This window comes from Pseudoxanthomonas suwonensis, assembly GCF_010093235.1.
GTDB lineage: Bacteria > Pseudomonadota > Gammaproteobacteria > Xanthomonadales > Xanthomonadaceae > Pseudoxanthomonas > Pseudoxanthomonas suwonensis.
Genome location: NZ_PDWP01000010.1, coordinates 26485 through 44021 on the forward strand (window position 1 = coordinate 26485; position 17537 = coordinate 44021).

15 protein-coding genes and 1 pseudogene are annotated in these 17537 nt (G+C 69.4%); 10 read left to right on the forward strand and 6 right to left on the reverse strand.

Annotation, left to right across the window (positions count from 1 at the left end; translation table 11 throughout):
• Positions 1-33: 33 nt before the first annotated feature.
• The 3 genes from CSC68_RS06215 to aptA are packed head-to-tail and all read right to left on the reverse strand — an operon-like array spanning position 34 to position 4071.
• Entirely contained in the window at positions 34-1524 is a 1491-nt protein-coding gene (locus tag CSC68_RS06215; protein WP_162202664.1) for a CoA-acylating methylmalonate-semialdehyde dehydrogenase, read from the reverse strand.
• Between the two features lie 34 nt (positions 1525-1558).
• Positions 1559-2677, reverse strand: a complete 1119-nt coding sequence (gene ald, locus CSC68_RS06220; RefSeq protein ID WP_162202665.1) for an alanine dehydrogenase — start codon at positions 2675-2677, stop codon at positions 1559-1561.
• A gap of 32 nt (positions 2678-2709) precedes the next feature.
• The gene (aptA, locus tag CSC68_RS06225; RefSeq protein ID WP_425501210.1) at positions 2710-4071 is read right to left on the reverse strand and encodes an omega-aminotransferase AptA; all 1362 of its coding nucleotides are present in this window, start codon (positions 4069-4071) and stop codon (positions 2710-2712) included.
• Positions 4072-4238: 167 nt separating this feature from the next.
• Between aptA and CSC68_RS06230 the strand changes: the two genes are divergently transcribed.
• From CSC68_RS06230 to CSC68_RS06245, 6 genes and pseudogenes are all read left to right on the forward strand, one after another.
• Positions 4239-4787, forward strand: coding sequence for a cupin domain-containing protein (locus CSC68_RS06230; protein WP_162202666.1), 549 nt, complete (start codon positions 4239-4241; stop codon positions 4785-4787).
• A gap of 9 nt (positions 4788-4796) precedes the next feature.
• Entirely contained in the window at positions 4797-5123 is a 327-nt protein-coding gene (locus CSC68_RS06235) for a hypothetical protein (protein ID WP_162202667.1), read from the forward strand.
• A 44-nt stretch (positions 5124-5167) separates the two neighbouring features.
• Positions 5168-6670: an aldehyde dehydrogenase gene (locus tag CSC68_RS06240; protein WP_162202668.1), complete on the forward strand. Its 1503-nt coding sequence runs from the start codon at positions 5168-5170 to the stop codon at positions 6668-6670.
• 28 nt (positions 6671-6698) lie between these two features.
• Positions 6699-7215 (forward strand): annotated as a pseudogene (locus CSC68_RS15920) (hypothetical protein).
• Positions 7216-8072: 857 nt separating this feature from the next.
• Complete coding sequence (locus CSC68_RS15820) at positions 8073-8900, forward strand: PAS domain-containing protein (RefSeq protein ID WP_211365697.1); 828 nt, start codon at positions 8073-8075, stop codon at positions 8898-8900.
• The gene (locus tag CSC68_RS06245) at positions 8876-10585 is read left to right on the forward strand and encodes a bifunctional diguanylate cyclase/phosphodiesterase (RefSeq protein WP_211365698.1); all 1710 of its coding nucleotides are present in this window, start codon (positions 8876-8878) and stop codon (positions 10583-10585) included. The genes CSC68_RS15820 and CSC68_RS06245 overlap by 25 nt, the downstream gene beginning before the upstream one ends.
• Before the next feature lie 155 nt (positions 10586-10740).
• Here CSC68_RS06245 and CSC68_RS06250 read toward each other — a convergent pair whose 3' ends face one another.
• The gene (locus CSC68_RS06250; RefSeq protein WP_162202669.1) at positions 10741-13209 is read right to left on the reverse strand and encodes a cation-translocating P-type ATPase; all 2469 of its coding nucleotides are present in this window, start codon (positions 13207-13209) and stop codon (positions 10741-10743) included.
• Between the two features lie 193 nt (positions 13210-13402).
• On the opposite strand from CSC68_RS06250, the gene CSC68_RS06255 reads away from it, so the two are divergent.
• Positions 13403-14032, forward strand: coding sequence for a hypothetical protein (locus tag CSC68_RS06255; protein ID WP_162202670.1), 630 nt, complete (start codon positions 13403-13405; stop codon positions 14030-14032).
• 456 nt (positions 14033-14488) lie between these two features.
• Here CSC68_RS06255 and CSC68_RS06260 read toward each other — a convergent pair whose 3' ends face one another.
• On the reverse strand, positions 14489-14917 hold the full coding sequence (locus tag CSC68_RS06260; protein ID WP_162202671.1) for an organic hydroperoxide resistance protein: 429 nt from the start codon (positions 14915-14917) through the stop codon (positions 14489-14491).
• A 210-nt stretch (positions 14918-15127) separates the two neighbouring features.
• Between CSC68_RS06260 and CSC68_RS06265 the strand changes: the two genes are divergently transcribed.
• Positions 15128-15349 (forward strand): hypothetical protein, encoded by a 222-nt coding sequence (locus CSC68_RS06265; protein ID WP_162202672.1) that lies wholly within the window; start codon positions 15128-15130, stop codon positions 15347-15349.
• Positions 15350-15553: 204 nt separating this feature from the next.
• Positions 15554-15967 carry an HIT family protein gene (locus CSC68_RS06270; protein WP_162202673.1) on the forward strand — a complete coding sequence of 138 codons (414 nt, stop codon included), beginning with the start codon at positions 15554-15556 and terminating at the stop codon, positions 15965-15967.
• Positions 15968-16003: 36 nt separating this feature from the next.
• On the opposite strand, the gene CSC68_RS06275 is transcribed toward CSC68_RS06270, so the two are convergent.
• The gene (locus CSC68_RS06275; protein WP_246193463.1) at positions 16004-16798 is read right to left on the reverse strand and encodes an OBAP family protein; all 795 of its coding nucleotides are present in this window, start codon (positions 16796-16798) and stop codon (positions 16004-16006) included.
• 432 nt (positions 16799-17230) lie between these two features.
• Between CSC68_RS06275 and CSC68_RS06280 the strand changes: the two genes are divergently transcribed.
• Positions 17231-17530, forward strand: coding sequence for a DUF5076 domain-containing protein (locus CSC68_RS06280; protein ID WP_246193464.1), 300 nt, complete (start codon positions 17231-17233; stop codon positions 17528-17530).
• Positions 17531-17537 lie beyond the last annotated feature (7 nt).

Below are 17537 nucleotides of genomic sequence, written 5' to 3' on the forward strand. Positions count from 1 at the left end.
CCCCCAACCCCCTCCCCGGCGGGGCGGGGAAGCTCAGCGCATCGTCGGCATCACGAACTCGGCCCCGGCCGCGCCTTCGGGCCAGCGCGCCGTGATCGTGCGCATGCGGGTGAAGAAGCGCACGCCGTCCGGGCCGTGCATGTGCAGTGGGCCGAACAGGGAGCGCTTCCAGCCGCCGAAGCAGTGGAAGGCCATGGGCACCGGGATCGGCACGTTGATGCCGACCATGCCGGCCTGGGCCCGCCGCGCGTACTCGCGCGCCGCCCCACCGCTGCGGGTGAACACCGCGGTGCCGTTGCCGTACTCGTGGCTGTCGACCAGCGCCAGCGCGGCCTCGAAGTCGGGCACGCGGACCACGCACAGCACCGGGCCGAAGATCTCCTCGCGCCACAGGCGCATGCCAGGTTGCACGTGGTCGAACAGGCTGCCGCCGAGGAAAAAGCCCGGGCCCGAGGCGCAGGGATGGCGGCGGCCGTCGACCACCAGGGTGGCGCCGTCGGCCACGCCGGCGTCGATCGCGGCGCGCACCCGGGCACGGTGCGCTGCGTCGACCAGCGGGCCCATGTCCGGGTCCTCGATCCCGGGGCCGATGCGCAGGTTGCGCACGCGTTCGGCCAGCGCCTCGACCATGGCATCGGCGACCTGGTCGCCCACGCACACCGCCACCGAGATCGCCATGCACCGCTCGCCCGCCGAACCGTAGGCCGCACCGAGCAGGGCGTCGGCGGCCTGGTCGATGTCCGCGTCCGGCAGGATCACGGCGTGGTTCTTGGCGCCACCCAGGGCCTGCACCCGCTTGCCGCGCTCGCTGCCGTTCGCGTACAGCGCCGCGGCCACCGGGGTGGAGCCGACAAAGGACAGCGCCTGCACCCGGGGCTCGTCCAGCAGCGCTTCGACCGTGCCGCGGTCGCCGTTGACCACGTTGAACACGCCTTCGGGCAGGCCGGCCTCGGCCAGCAGCTGCGCCAGGTGCAGCGCCGCCGAGGGCACCTTCTCCGAGGGCTTGAGCACGAAGCTGTTGCCGCAGGCCAGCGCCACCGGCGCCATCCACAGCGGGACCATCACCGGGAAGTTGAACGGGGTGATGCCGGCGACCACGCCCAGCGGCATGCGTTCGCTCCAGCTGTCCACGTCGCGGCCCACCGCGGCCGAGTACTCGCCCTTGAGCAGGTGCGGGATGCCGGCGGCGAACTCCACCACCTCCATGCCGCGGGTGACCTCGCCGCGCGCGTCCGACAGGGTCTTGCCATGCTCGGAGGTGATCAGCCGCGCCAGCACATCGGCGTCGCGCTCGATCAGGGCCCGCAGCCGGAACATCACCCGTGCCCGCTGCAGCGGCGGGGTCGCAGCCCAGCCCGGGAACGCCGCCTGCGCCGCATCCACCGCCGCGCGCACCTCGGCTCCGGATGCCAGTGGCACGTGGGCGCTCACCTGGCCGGTGGCGGGATCGAACACCTCGCCGTGGCGGCCGGCGGCGCCGGGGCGGGCCTGGCCTGCGATGTAGTGGTGCAGCTGTCGGGTCATGGCAGTCCTGCGGGTCGTGGGCGTTGGCGTGGCGTCAGGACGCCAGCGCCTCCGCGGCCTGGGTATGGGGAAGCGACAGCGCATCGGCCACCGCGCGATGGGTGATGCGGCCAGCGTGCACGTTGAGCCCGTTGCGCAGGTGCACGTCGTCGGCCATCGCGTGCGCCACGCCCTTGTCCGCCAGCTCCAGCACGCGCGGCAGGGTGGCGTTGGTCAGGGCGAAGGTGGAGGTGCGCGCCACCGCCCCGGGCATGTTGGCCACGCAGTAATGGATGATTCCGTCGACCTCGTAGGTCGGCGCGTCATGCGTGGTCGGATGGCTGGTTTCGAAGCATCCGCCCTGGTCGATGGCCACGTCCACCAGCACCGAGCCGGACTGCATCAGTTTCAGCTGGCTGCGGGTGACCAGCCGCGGCGCGGCGGCGCCGGGGACCAGCACGGCGCCGATCACCAGGTCGCTGCGCGGCAGGCGGTCGTCGATGGAGTCGCGGGTGGAGTAGAGCGTGGAGATGCGGTCGCCGTACAGCTCGTCGATCTGGCGCAGGCGCTCGATCGAGCGGTCGACCACGGTGACCCGCGCGCCCAGGCCCATGGCCATGCGCGCGGCGTTGAGGCCAACCGTGCCGCCGCCGAGCACCAGCACTTCGGCCGGGGCCACGCCGGGCACGCCGCCCAGCAGCACGCCCGAGCCACCTTGCGCCTTCTCCAGCGCATGCGCGCCGGCCTGGATCGCCATGCGCCCGGCGACCTCGCTCATCGGCGCCAGCAGCGGCAGGCCACCGGCGGCATCGGTCACGGTCTCGTAGGCGATGGCGGTGGCGCCGGACGCCAGCAGGGCTTCGGCTTGGGCACGGTCGGGCGCCAGGTGCAGGTAGGCGAACAGCACCTGGCCGGCGCGCAGCATCGTGCACTCGTCCGGTTGTGGCTCCTTGACCTTCACCACCAGCTCGGCGCGGGCGTAGACCTCGGCCGCGGTATCCACCAGCTGCGCGCCGGCGGCCTCGTAGGCCTCGTCGGCAAGGCCGGCGCCCAGCCCGGCGCTGCGCTGGACCAGCACCTGGTGGCCGTGGGCGGACAGTTCGCGCGCGCCGGCCGGGGTGAGGCCGACGCGGTATTCATGGACCTTGGTTTCGGTGGGGACGCCGACAAGCATGGGGGTTCTCCGTAGCGGAAGCCTTGCTGGCGTCAGACCGTCGCCAGCACCTCGCCCAGCATCGAGAACATGTCGTCGATGTGCCGTCGTTCGACGATCAGCGGCGGCGACAGGGCGATGGTGTCGCCGGTGGTGCGCACCAGTAGGCCCCTGCGGAACGCCTGTTCCAGCACCTGGTAGCCGCGTGCGCCCGGCGCGCCTTCGCGCGGGGCCAGTTCGACCGCGCCGATCAGGCCGTAGTTGCGGATATCGATGATGTGCGGGCTGGCGGAGCGCAGCGCGTGCAGGCCGTCGGCCCAGTAGTCCTCCAGCTCCAGTGCCCGGGTCAGCAGGCCTTCCTCGGCGTAGACGTCGAGGGTCGCCAGTGCCGCGGCGCAGGCCAGCGGATGGCCGCTGTAGGTGTAGCCATGGAACAGGTCGATCGCGCCTTCCGGGCCCTGCATGAAGGCCTCATGCACGCGATCGGACACGAACACCGCGCCCATCGGCACGCAGCCGGAGGTCAGGCCCTTGGCCACGGTCATCATGTCCGGGATGACCCCGAAGCGCTGCGCCGCGAACGGCGCGCCGACGCGGCCGAAGCCGGTGATCACCTCGTCGAAGATCAGCAGGATGCCGTACCTGTCGCAGATCTCGCGCAGCCGCTTGAGGTAGCCCGGCGGCGGCAGGATCACGCCGGCCGAACCGGAGATCGGCTCCACGATCACCGCGGCGATGGTGGAAGGATCATGCAGCTGCACCAGCCGCTCCAGGTCCTCGGCCAGTTCCACGCCATGCGCCGGCAGGCCGCGCGAGAACGCGTTGCGGCCGATGTCCAGGGTGTGGCGCATATGGTCCACGCCCGGCAGCCCGGGGCCGAACCACTTGCGGTTGTTGGGCAGGCCGCCGACCGAGATGCCGCCGAAGCCGACGCCGTGGTACGCCTTCTCGCGGCCGATCAGTTTGGTGCGCTGGCCTTCGCCGCGGGCGCGGTGCCAGGCGATGGCGATCTTCAGCGCGGTATCGACCGACTCCGAACCGGAGTTGGTGAAGAACACATGGTCCAGCGGCCGCGGCGCCAGTTCCTTCAGCCGCCCGGCCAGTTCGAACGGCAGCGGCGAGCCCATCTGGAAATGCGGGGCGAAATCCATGGTCGCGGCCTGGCGCGCGATCGCCTCGACGATGCGCGGGCGCGCATGGCCGGCGTTGCAGCACCACAGGCCGGCGGTCCCATCCAGGATCTGGCGGCCCTCGACGTCGCGGTAGTACATGCCCTCGGCCGCGGCCAGCAGGCGCGGACTGCGCCTGAACTGGCGGTTGGCGGTGAACGGCATCCAGAAGGCGTCCATCGACGCCGGGGCGGTCGATCCCGGGCCGGCCTGGCCAGGGGCGGGGATGGCGTCGTCACGACTCATGCGCAGGCTCCGTTCGGATAAGCGGGGCAGGCACCCGGGCAGGCGGGGCCGTTCGATAAATTCAACGCTGGGCCCGAGTCTATGCCAAAAAATTGACCGTCGCGGGGTGCCATGTAAAGTATCCGGCAACACGCCGGCGCCCCCGGCAGCGGAGCAGACCTACGCGGATGGACATCGGCGCACGCCTGCAGCGGGTACGCACGGCCCGTGGCCTCAGCCAGCGCGAGCTGGCCCGACGCGTGGGCGTCACCAACAGCACAATCTCGCTGATCGAGCAGAACAAGGTCAGCCCCTCGGTCAGCTCGCTGAAAAAGGTGCTGGATGGCATCCCGATCTCGTTGGCCGACTTCTTCACCCAGGACCTGGACCCGGGCGAACCCGAGCAGCCGTTCTACGCGGCCGACGAACTGCCGGACGTGGGTGCCAACGGCATCCACTACTACCTGGTCGGCCAGCATCGTCCGCAGCGGCAGATGTGCATCCTGCGCGAGGTGATGCCGCCGGGCAGCGATACCGGCGAGGCCATGATCGTCCACGAGGGCGAGGAGGGCGGCGTCGTCGTCGCCGGCCAGGTCGAGGTCACCGTCGGCAGCCAGGTGAGGGTGCTGGGACCCGGCGAGGCCTACTATTTCGAGAGCCGCATCCCGCACCGCTTCCGCAACGTGGGCGAGGGCGAGGCGGTGATCGTCAGTGCCAACACCCCCGCCACCTTCTGAGGGACGCGCATGGATCCCGGGCAGGCCGAACGGATTGCAGATGCACTGCTGGAACCCGAACGCCGGCGCCAGGCGCGGGCGCGGCAGTCGCGCCTGCTGCGCCGATGGACGGCCAGGGAGATGGGCTATCGCAACCGGCGCGCGCTGCGGCTGGCGGCCGTGGTGACCGTGGCCGCTGCAGTGGTGGCCGGCATGGTCGGCGCGATGTCGGTCGAGGCGCTGGCGACGCTGGATGCCTGGCGGCGCCTGGCGGCGGTGGCCGGCGGGCCGGCCTGGCTGTTCGGGCTGTGGTGGTTCCGGATGCCGCCCAGGCCGGTCCATATCGAAGAACTCTGACGGCGCTGCCGTCCTTTCCTTTCAGCGATTCCCGGAGGCGATCCATGACCACCCCGCGTACCCGCGCCGACTGGCAGGCCATGGCCGAAGGGCTGCAGCTGCGTACCCGCGCCTTCATCGACGGCCAGTACGTCGATGCCGTCGACGGCCGCACCTTCGACTGCACCAGCCCGATCGACGGCCGCGTGCTGGGCCAGGTCGCCCGCTGCAGCCAGGCCGACGTCGAGCGCGCGGTGCGCGCGGCGCGGCGTAGCTTCGAGGCCGGCCACTGGTCGCGCGCCAGGCCGGTCAAGCGCAAGAAGGTGCTGCAGAAGCTCACCGCGCTGATCGAGAAGCACGCCGACGAGCTGGCCCTGCTGGAAACGCTGGACATGGGCAAGCCGATCGACGACGCGCGCAGCGTCGACCTGGCCGCCACCGTCCGCTGCTTCGGCTGGACTGCCGAGGCGCTGGACAAGGTCTATGGCGAGATCGCGCCCACCGGCGAGGACGAGCTGGGCCTGGTCACCCGCGAGCCGCTGGGCGTGGTCGCCGCGATCGTGCCGTGGAATTTCCCGTTGCTGATGGCCGCATGGAAGCTGGCCCCGGCGCTGGCTGCCGGCAACTCGGTGGTGCTCAAGCCGTCGGAGAAATCGCCGCTGAGCGTGCTGCGCCTGGCCGAACTGGTGGCCGAGGCCGGCATCCCCGAAGGCGTGTTCAACGTGCTGCCGGGCTACGGCCAGGAAGCGGGCGAGGCGCTGGCCCTGCATATGGACGTCGACGGCCTGGTGTTCACCGGTTCAACCGCGGTGGGCAAGCGCCTGCTGCAGTGCGCGGGCCTGTCCAACATGAAACGCGCCTACATGGAGTGCGGCGGCAAGAGCCCGAACATCGTGTTCGCCGACGCCCCGGACCTGGCCAAGGCCGCCGAGGCGGCGGCGGTCGGGATCTTCTACAACCAGGGCGAGGTCTGCACCGCCGCCTCGCGCCTGCTGGTGGAGCGTGGCATCAAGGACGAGTTCGTCGCCCGGGTGGTCGAGGCCGGCAGGAAGATGCAGCCGCGCCACCCGCTGGAACCCGGCGCGCCGATGGGGGCGCTGGTCGACGAGACCCAGACCAGGCGCGTGCTGGACTACATCGCCAGGGGCCAGGCCGAGGGCGCGAAGCTGGCCCTGGGCGGCAACCGCATCGCCCCGGTGGAAGGTGGCTGCTACGTGGAGCCGACCGTGTTCGACGACGTGCGCCCGGAGCACACCATCTCCCGCGAGGAGATCTTCGGCCCGGTGCTGTCGGTGATCCCGTTCGACGACGAGGCCCAGGCGCTGAAGATCGCCAACGACAGCGAATACGGCCTGGCCGCCGGCGTGTGGACCGCCAACCTGTCCCGCGCCCACCGCGTCGCCCGCGGCCTGCGCGCCGGCAGCGTCTGGGTCAACTACTGGGACGGCGGCGACATGACCGCCCCCTTCGGCGGCTACAAGCAATCCGGCAACGGTCGCGACAAGTCGCTGCACGCGTTCGACAAGTACACCGAGATCAAGGCGACCTGGATCAACCTGGCTGATTGATCTGTCGGACGTTAGGTTGCAGGAGAAAATGACGTCGGCACTTGTTGATCGAGGGCAAATTGGAGAAGGGGCCTTCAATCGTTGGCTATCCCGATCTGGAATGTCTTGCGTTTCCCTTTGCCAGGCGCCAGAGAGGTTCGCTCCGCTTTTCTCGGAAAACGTCAAGCGACCAGACTTCCTGGTCCTTTTCGAGTCGGTGGGCTTGCTTGCCGTGGACGTAAAGAACTACAGCTCCTCGCGAGGTTTCTTCACGTTGGAGCTGGAGGCAGAGCTTAGGAGGTCCCTGGCCTTTGAGCGGCTTTTCAGGCTTCCACTGTGGTATGCGTACTACGAGAAGGTTGATGCAGCAGAGTCGTGGTACTGGATAAGCGCACTGAAAGCGGTCGAGGTGGGTGAGGTCCCGCGAGAGGAAGCGCGACGGAATGAAGTTCCTTGCGATTCGGAAAGAAGAATTCGAGCATATTTTCCAGCCGAGCGAGCTCGCGAAGCTCTACACACACAGGCTTCCAGGTACTGCAAACATTGCGGCTTCCGTGTTGGGGTGATCTGGCGATTTACGCTAGCCGTAGCTCTCCGGTGGTGCGAATGGATTTGGGGTATCCGGAATTTGGCGTCGGGGCGCAATGAAATTCGTTAGCTTCCCGCCAGTTGACGCCCGATCCAGTGTGCGTACCTCACACTTCCGCCCCGGAGAGGGGCGATTAGGCAAGAGCCTCGCCAGGATGACCACAGGGGGGGATTCATGGAAAGGGGCTTGCAAAAGTTTCCGGACAAGGCGGAAGAGGTGCTCTGGTTCTGTCCGCCAGCAGAGGCCTGGGCAGGAGCGCGAGATGCGGTTTGCCCTGGTTTTCCCGGATGTGACATCCGTTGGGGATAACGCCTGGTCGAGGACGCTGCTCGGTCCGGTCCAGAGGCTGGTTCTGCCCCAATAGGGGTCACGCAGTGAGATCTGCGGCCCATTCACGCCGAGCGTGCCGCGCCGGTTGATCCGATGGCATCAGGTCGGCATGACCGGTCGCGAAGGCGCTGCGCGGTGGGCGAGGAGCATGGCGAGCGGATGGGCGAGCCGGTCTCGCGGGAGGGGCATCAGGCTGCCGGCATCTGCGCACGGTGCGCCCCCTGGTCCCGTCGGGCCTTCACGCGGGTCCGCAGCACGAAGCCGGCCAGGCGGCGGTCGGGGATGGCCCCGTTGTTGAGTTTTCTTCGACCTTTGGGGGTGTATTGAGACCTAGGGCTTATGTTTCGTGAGTCCTCGGTCGATACATGCTGGGTATCCCCGGGTTCGCGTTGCCGGATCGTTCGCTTGTCGCCTGTTGGAGCCTGCCGCATGCCCTTCTCCTCCGTCAGCCACGCTGGAACTGCTTCTCAGCTGGAAGATCGATGGAGCGCCTTTGACAAGGCCATGGCCCTGGCGGAGTTCGCGCTGGACGGAAGGCTCATCTCCGCCAATGCCAGGTGCCAGGAACTGCTCCGCCTGGACCCGGCGCAGGTGGGTACGCTGCAGCATGCACAGTTGTGTACGGCGGGGCTGGCGCAGAGTCCGGCCTATGGCGCCATGTGGCAGTCGCTGTGTGACGGCCACGAGTTCTCCGGGGTAGTCGAACGCGTGTGCTGCGACGGCAGCCGCTGCTGGCTGGAAGCCCTGTATGCCCCCGTACGCGACAGGCAGGGTGTGGTCACCCACATCATGATGGCGGCGACCGACGTGACCCAGAGCAAGCGCACGGAGCTGGCCCGCCAGGACCATCTCTGGCGGCTGTCGCTGGTGGCCGACACCACCGATGCGGCCATCGTCATCACCGACTCGAACTCGCGGGTCGTCTACAGCAACGATGGCTTCCACCGCATGTTCGGCTGGACCCTGCAGGAGATCCAGGAACAGAAGGTGCTGGAACTGCTGGCGCAGCAGACTCCCGTGGAGCTGTTCGAGCGTGTCCGTGGCGACCTGCGCCAGGGGCGGCCCGCGGAGATGGAGGAGGTCGCGACCGGCAAGGGCGGCCGTCGCTACTGGAGCAAGATCATCTGCAACCCCGTGATGGATGCCCAGGGACAGTGGGTCTATACGGTTTCGGTACTGCTGGACATCACCAAGACCAAGATCCATGAGGTGTTGCACCAGCGCGCGCTGCAGGCGATGTCCAGCGACCTGCCGCTGATGCAGGTGCTGGAGATGGTGTGCGAGGAGGTCGAACGCCTGGCCCGGAGGTGCGTGCCTCCATCCTCCAGGTAGACGAGGAAGGGTTGCTGCATCCGCTGGCCAGCCTCAGCCTGCCTTTCAGCTATTCCGCCCAGCTTGATGGCGTGCAGATTGGTCCGCGGGCGGGTTCGTGCGGCACCGCCGCCTGGCGCAAGAGTCCCGTGCTGACCACGGATATCGCCACCGATCCCCTCTGGGATGGCTTCAGCCAGCTGATCCTGCCGTTGGGCTTCAATGTCTGCTGGTCCACGCCGATCCTGCAGAAGGACGGCAAGGTCCCGGGCACGTTCGCCTTCTACTATCGCGAGAACGGCCCGTTCGTGGCCTCGAGCTTCCACCAGCAGCTGGTGGAGGCGTGTACCGACCTGTGCGCCCTGGCGATGGAGCGGGAGCTCGCGCGCCAGCGCATCCAGCGGCTGGCGTTCCATGACGCGCTCACCGGCCTTCCCAACCGCAGCCTGCTGGAGACGCAGGTGGCGCAGCTGCTGGACGCCGCACGGGAGAATGGCCAGCGCGTGGCCGTGCTGTACGTGGACCTGGACCGCTTCAAGCACATCAACGACTCGCTGGGCCATGCCGCCGGCGATGAGTTGCTGCGGGAAGTGGCTGCGCGCACCAGGGAACTGGTGCGCAAGGGTGGCGTGGCAGGACGGCTGCCCGGGGACGAGTTCATCGTCGCCTTGCCGCTGGGGGCGGGCGAGGAGGCCAACGCCGTGATCGAGCGCTGGCAGGCGCGCCTGATGCGGCCGCTTCATCTGTCCAGTGCCAGGGTGGACCTGAGCGTGAGCATGGGCGTGGCCATGTATCCGGAGGACGGCACGAGCACGGCCACCCTGCTGCACCGTGCCGAGATGGGCGTGCACCAGGCCAAGGCCGGCGGGCCGGGGCGTGTCGGCTTCTTCAGCGTGGAACTGAGCCGCGCCGCCGAGGAGCGCATGGCGCTGGAGAGGGCGCTGCGTGCGGCCCTGCAGGCCGGCGGCCTGAGGCTGCACTACCAGCCACAGGTCGAGCTGGGAACCGGGCGCCTGCACGGAGTCGAGGCGCTCGCGCGCTGGGAGCATCCGGAGCTGGGCAGCATTCCCCCGTCGCGCTTCATTCCGCTTGCGGAGGAGTGCGGCCTGATGGGCGCCCGGGGCCGCTGGGCGCTGGACCAGGCGTGCCGGCAGCTGGCGCAGTGGCGCCATGACGGACTGGTCGTGCCCAACGTGGCCGTGAACCTCTCGGCCTCCAACTTCCACAACCTCGAGCTGCCCACCATCGTGGCGCAGACGCTGGAGAGCCACGGCCTGCAGGCATCGGACCTGCTGCTGGAGCTTACCGAGAGCATCCTGCTCGACAGCCATGGTTCGGCGCTGCAGACCATCGAGCGGCTGCATGCCCAGGGCGTGGGCCTGTCGATGGACGATTTCGGTACCGGCTACTCCAGCCTCAGCTACCTGCGGCGCCTGCCGATCACCGAGCTCAAGCTGGACCGCAGCTTCGTGGCCGACCTGGAGACCGAGCCGACGGCGCGTGCGCTGAGCGCGGCGATCCTGGGGATCGGCACCAGCCTGGGCCTGACCGTCGTTGCCGAGGGCGTGGAGACGGAGGCACAGAAGGAAATCCTGCAGGCCCAGGGCTACCCGGTGGTCCAGGGCTACTGGTTCGCCAGGCCGATGCCGCCGGAGGACCTGCCAGGCTGGATGGCAGGGCAGGGCATGGGTACGTCGGGCAGCTGAGGTCCTGGACGTGCCCGACCTCCCGGTCGGGCGATGTCGATGGTCGCGACCGGTGGCCCTGTCGTCGCCCCGGATGGCTGGAAGCCTCGGTCCGCGATCCCCGTCCTCGCTTCCGGCCCGCCATGGCCCGGTCCCGCCGCGGCGGGATGGTGCTTTCAGCCGCCCGCGGAAAGTGCCCGGCGCAGTGGCAGCACGGCCGCGGCGGTCAGTGTTGCCAGGCCCGCTGCGAGAAGCAGGGCGCCTGCGCCCAATGGCCGGACCGACAGCAGTGGGGACAGGGCCGGCACCTGGACCAGTGCCACGCTCGCCAGGGTGGCGCCGGCGATCACGCGTGGCATGCGGCCGGCCAGCCCGCTGAGCACGGAGAGGAAGGCCAGGCTGCACAGCATCAGCGTCACCAGTGCGAGCGTGCGGGCGCTTCCGGCCGTATCCGCGGCCTCACCCGGCCAGTGCAGGCCGGCCGCGTAGGCGCCGAGCACCGCCGCGGTGGCGACGGCCGCGCCCAGCAGCAGCGTCCACGACGCACGTGGCGGGAAAAAGCGCACCGGCCCGTGCACCGCAGGCAGGCGTTGCAGCCCGGCGCGGCTTTGCTGCTGGAAGCCGAGCATCGCGGTGGGATGGACCAGCAGTTCCAGCCAGACGATGTGGATCGGCAGGGAGAGCAGGGGCAGCCCGGCCAGCGGGACCAGCGCCGCCGACAGCACCAGCGGCGCGTGGAACAGCAGCAGATAGGCGAAGCCGCGCTGCAGGTTGGCGAACAGTTGGCGGCCCTCGGCGATCGCCTTGGCCAGGGTGCGGAAGTTGTCGTCCAGCAGCACGATCGCGGCTGCCTCGCGCGCGCTCCGGGTGCCGCGCTGGCCCATGGCGATGCCGATGTCCGCGGTCTGCAGCGCCGGCACGTCGTTGACGCCGTCGCCGGTTACCGCGACGGTATGCCCGCGTGCCTGCAGGGCCTGCACCAGCTGCAGCTTCTGTCCGGGCGCGGCGCGGGCGATGACGTCGGCGGCGGCCAGCTCATCGGGATCCAGCGCCTGGTCCTGGCGTCCATCAAGGCTGAGTACGCGCGGCGTTCCGCCGCCCAGGCCGATCTGGCCGGCGATCGCGCCGGCGGTCAAGGGGTGGTCTCCGGTGACCATGACCACGCGGATGCCGGCCTCCAGGCAGGTCTGTACCGCCTCGCGCACGCCTTCGCGCAGCGGGTCGCCGAAGGCGAGCAGGCCGGCCATCGCGTAGCCGTGCGCGGGTTCGATAGCCAGGTCGTGGCCGGCTGCCAGCGGCCGGCTGGCGCAGGCGATCACCTTCAGGCCCTGCGCCGCGAGCGCGTCGAGCTGCTGTTGCCAGTGCCGGTATTCCGCGTCATCGATGCCGCACAGCTTGCGCACGGTTTCCGGCGCACCCTTGACCACGGCCAGCCGCTGTCCATCGCGCTCGACCAGGGCGGTCTCGCGGCGGCGGTCCTCGGTGAAGGGGAAACTGGCCAGATGCACGGCGCCGTTGCCGGTGCCGGCCGCCGCGAGGATCGCGCGGTCCATCGGATCGTGCGCGCTGCCGCCACAGGCCAGTGCCGCCACGCCCGGCACCGCATTGGCCTCGATGCCTTCGGCCGGCACGCATTGCACGAGGCGCAGCTCGCCCTCGGTGAGGGTGCCGGTCTTGTCCGAGCAGATCGCGCTCACCCGGCCGATGTTCTCCACCGCCACCGCGCGTCGTACCAGCGCCTGGCGCTGGGCCAGGCGGTACACGCCGACGCCGAGGAACAGGGTGAACACCACCGGGTACTCTTCGGGCAGGGCGGCCACGGCCAGGGTCAACGCGCTGACCAGCGCATCGACCAGACCATGGCCCTGCACCAGCCGGACCGCCGCCAGCAGCAGGCAAAGCACGAGCGCGGCGACCAGCATCCAGCGCACCAGGTGGGAGACGGCCTGCTGCAGTGGTGTGCGTGCCTGGCCACTGGCACGGGTCAGGCGCACGATCTCGCCGTAACGTGTGTTCGCGCCAGTGTGGACGATCCACAGGCGTGCCTCGCCGCTGAGGACACGGGTGCCGGCATGCACCCATTGCCCGGTATCGGCCTGGGTGGGAGGCACGCCGTCCGAAGCGATGGGTTGCTTGCGCACCGGGAAGGATTCGCCGGTCAGCGAGGATTCGTCGACCTGCAGCTGGTCCTCGAACAGTACAAGGCCGTCCGCCGGCACCCAGTCGCCGGGCACAACCTCGACCACGTCGCCGGGCAGCAGTTCACGCGCGCCTGCTTCCTGCCACTGGCCATCGCGCAGCACGCGGGCGGTCGAGGCCAGGCGCGAGGCCAGGCCTTCGGTCGATGCCTGGGTGCGGCGGTGCAGCCAGGCGTCCATGCCCAGCAGCGGAATGACCGCCAGCAGCAGCACGATCGCTTCGGTGGTGTCGCCGAGGGCGAAGAACAGCACGCCCATCAGCAGCAGGAACCACAGCATCGGGTCGGTGGCCGAGGCGGTGACCACCGCCCACAGGGGGCGGTGTCGGTCTTCGGTTACGTCGTTGTCCCCGAATTGCCGTCGCCGCTCGGCGACCTGGGTGCTGTCGAGGCCAGCTCGCGGATCGCTGCCGAGCAGGCACTCCGGTGGCACGGGCAGTCTGGCCATCGTCTGGATTCCCCTTGACGGGCCCCAATGATAGGCGCTGCGCCGCGTCGCAGGGCTGCTGCCGGGGGGGGGGGTATGTCTGGATGGGACGCCCATTCGCCGGCTCCATGTCTTCCCCGGTTGACCCCCGGCTTGCGGTCCGTACAAGCCCACACTGCTTCTTCGCGGAGGAATGACGTTACGATCCCGCAGGGTGATCCGCGCGGGCAATCCGGGTGTTGCCGGTGCGCCTGCTGCATGGTCCGAAGGCGAGTGGAACGGCGTTTTCCCGATGGGTCGCAGCCACAAGTCCGCGCTCGCCGGACCGGTTTGGCCAGGCAGGAAGGACTTCACGCCCATGGAGCGGTGCCCGGGCACCGTCGGGGGCGACTATCTGCGAGGTTTGACCAAGGTGTTGATCCGCAGTCCAGGCGTCATCCTCAACCATGCGACAGGCATCCTGGAGCTGTTTCCCAGCACGGTTGTCGCAGGCATCTGGACGTTGCATGGCGTCCCGTTCGTGGTCGCCGGATTCCGTCGATCGGAGAATGTTGCCGGCTGCGCCATCCTGCTCGTCGCAATGCTTGTCGGCTGGTTCGGCCTTGTCACCGCCTGGCGTCTCTACCATGCGCTGCTGAACGGCAGGACCGATTTCAATCGCCGCGTCGCGTGGTCGGGGCTGGCTTGCGGGAGCATTGTTTCGGTATTCCTCATCCTCGCCTCCAACGGGACGCTTGTTTTCCGGATTGGATTCTTCGGTTGGCCATTGCTCGCGGCCTTCTTCTATGCCGCCTGGCTGCGTTGCAAGTGCCCGGTTGGCGCGAGGGCATGGCGTGCTGCCTGAACTGGGGTTGGGCGGAGCGGTGCAAGGGCTGGTGGAGTTCGGGCAGTTCGAGTCGCGGGCCGCGGCCCTGGTCCAACGCGACGGCATCCATCCGGATTTCCTGGAAGACCTGCGCTTCACTTCGAGGCGGACAAGGCCAGGTACAACCTCCACCCTGCCTGCATTGCCTGTTCGAGGAGCTCGCGCCGCACATCAGCGGATCGGTCGAGATCAGGTGCCAGCGCGAGGGAATTCCGCCCGACCTGGATCATGACCGTTGCCGGGGGGCGGGCCGTCTTCAGCGAAGGGCCTTGGGACTACGCGTGATCCGCGCATTCTGGTGCGCCCGCACGGGCGCACTGCGTCGTCCAGCGGTGAATGCCGCGCGGCCTGGCGTATGGCGCCAGGCCGGGCAGCGTGTCCAGCAGGGTGGCCCCGGCGCCCGCCGCTGCGGTGCACCGGAGGCGGGACGAACGGTCAGTCGGCAATACGCAGGTCCACCTCGATGTTGCCGCGGGTGGCGTTGGAGTACGGGCACACTTGGTGTGCCTGCTCGACCAGCGATTGCAGGGTGTCGCGGGCGAGCCCCGGCGCGGACACCGTCAGCATGGCCTGCAGGCCGAAGCCACCGCCCAGCGGGCCGATGCCCACGTCGGCGGTGACCGTGGTCGCGGCCGGCAGCGGAACCTTCTGCTTGCTGGCGACGAACTTCAGCGCGCTCAGGAAGCAGGCCGAGTAGCCGGCGGCGAACAGCTGCTCCGGGTTGGTGCCTTCGCCGCCCGGGCCGCCCAGCTCGCGCGGGGTGGACAGGGCGAGGTTGAGCTTGCCGTCGGAGGTGGAGGAGCGGCCTTCGCGGCCGCCGGTGGAGGTGGCGGTGCCGGTGTAGAGGATCTTCTCGAGGGACATGGTGGGCTCCTTTGGGGGTTGGCCGGCGCGGTGCGTCCGGCAAGGCCTACTGTGCCCATCGTCCGCCACGGCGGGCTGCCTTGGCGTCCGGAAAACTTGATCGCCAGTCCGGCCGCGTGGCGCTCCCCCGGGGGCGGGGGCAAAGCCTTTATGCGGCGCATTCACCAGCCACCACCGACCATGGCCGTCGTCCCGGAACAGGAGATCCCGATGAAGACGCCACTGGCCGCGCTGGCCCTCGCCCTGCTTGCCATGGGCGCGCTGTCCGCCTGTCGCGAGGAGCATCCGGCCGATGCGGCGCAGGACAACCCCGCGCCGACCGCGGAAGCCCACGAGCCTGCGCAGCCGGCGCGTTACGCCACCGGAGCCCAGGAAACCCGGGTTGGCGACGATCCGGAAGCCGACGAGGAGCAGCCGCGCGCGCAGCGCTGATGCGCCTGCCAGTCTGCCCTTAGCGTCATGGTAGAGAGGGATCGATCGCCTTCCCGGTGACCCGCAGGCGTTCACCGCGGATGCCAATGCCAACGGCGAGGAGGACACGTGATCCAGCTTCCCGTGAGGGATCCCTGCGACCTGTGCAGGGCGATCCAGGCCGTGCGGTGGAAGATCGTCTAGGAAGCCGGCCACGCACTGACCGTGATCAACCCGTGCCAGTTCGAGGTCGGCCAGTGCTGCGTGATCACACGCCGTCACGTGGCGACCCTGCTGGAGCTCACCGACCCCGAATGCACCGCCGTGATGCTGCATGCCAGGCGCGTGGCGCCGGCACTCGTGGGGCTTGCCGCCCGCTCGGCATCCTCACCTTCCAGAACAGCGGTGTCTACAGCGGGCAGGAAACGCCGCACTTCCCCCTCCATGTCGAGCCCAGAGCATGAAGGCAGCGACTGGGGGATGGGCCCGCCGCAGCTGGCGACGTTCGATGGCGCCGGCCGCCAGTGCGGGACGTCGCACGACCCCCGCGACGACTCCAGCCGTCGCGAGCGGGTCAGGGCTACGGAGGAAAGGCTCAGGGAGGCGGTCGCACTGATCCGTGCGAATCTGCCGGCCTGATGCCGGCTCCGTGGCTGCGCCGCGCACTGACCTGCATCAGCGGAACATCGCCACCGGTGCGGGCGTGGCCGCGGCGGACCTGTCGACCACGCCCGGGATCGGCGTCGCCGCAGGGAACTGGCGGCGCAATGTGTCCACGCCGTCCTGGGGGCGTGCCAGTTCGACCAGGTCGGCGCGGTCGCGCCGGCGCTCCTCCGTGGAAATGTCCATGCGCCGGTCGCGTTCTTCGACCAGCTCCGGGCGGACCTCGCCATCGCGGCTGAAGGACCAGGCCAGGGTCGCCGGTCCAAGCGGCATCCTGTCGCCCGGCTTGACGCCGTCGCGCGTGTGCCAGGTGTGCCAGGTCTTGCCGTAGGTGTTGAGCTTGGAACGCATCAGTTCCTTCTCGGCGGCGGCCGGCAGGTTGGGAGCCACCAGCTGGCCGGAGAGGATCTCGCCATTGTGCGGGTGCCAGTACCTGCGCTCGTCCTCCGGTAGCGACTCGTACACGGTCTCCGAGATGATGTACTCGATGCCGGTCAGGTTCGCCTCGGCGCTGTTGCCGTCGAACAGCGCGCACTGGGCGAAGTCCTCGTTGACCTGCCGGCAGAAGTGGTGCGCCTCCATCTGGTGCAGCGGATGGTCCTTCATCGGATGGAAGCCGACCACGTACATGTCCATCTTCCCGAGCGGCCCGTTGCCCTGGAACAGGGCCGCTCCGGCCTCCAGGGCATTGGTGCGCGCCGACTCCTCCGCTCCCGGGGGAGAGACGGCGGGATCGACGCGGTCGCCGCCGGTGCAGGCGGCAAGGGCGACGGCCAGCAAGGGCAGGGTGGTCGCGGTCCGGCGCATGGCGGGCTCCTTGGATCGTGGGAAGCCGGGATAGCACGGGGCTGATCGCAGTTCAGTGAAGTGTGGGCGCGGCGATGCCACCGGAGAATGCCGGCTGGCCTCTGTCGCCAGCCTGTTCCCCCCGATAGGATTCCCCGCAGGACAAGGGGAAGTGTCCGGCAAGCTGGGTGGAGGCATGGGGCGGCGCCGTGCAGCGCCGTTCCCGCATCCCGGCGCCGCCTGGAGGCGATGCCACGGGCCGGATTCCAGCATGTATCCACACCGTGCAGGAGGCACGATGAGCGTTGATGTATCTGGTGGGCTGGTGAAAGCGGTTTGCATGCGCACGAGTGCGCTTGCCGCGACATGGGCCTGGATGCTGCCCGGGCCTGCTGCAACCCGGACCAGGACCGGATGGACCTTTGCATTGTTTGACGGAAGAAGGGGAGCACCATGAACGACGAGCAGTTGGAAATCCCGCCGGAAGCGTTGTCCGACCCGGAAGCGTTCGAGCTGCTGCGGCTTTGGGCCGCGCACGAACAGCTGCATGTTGCGATCCGCAGCGATCTGGGCGGCGGGGCGGAGGATTTCGGGGAGCTGCTGGCGGACCTGTTCGAGCACGCCTCGCGCATGTTCGCGCAGCGCGACGGCGTGCCGCTGGCCGAGTGCCGCGAACTGATGCTGCAGGACTTCCTGCGCAGGGTGGAGTCGCCCAAGCCCAGCCTGGAAGGCACGCTGCCGACGGAGCACTAGCCGCGGG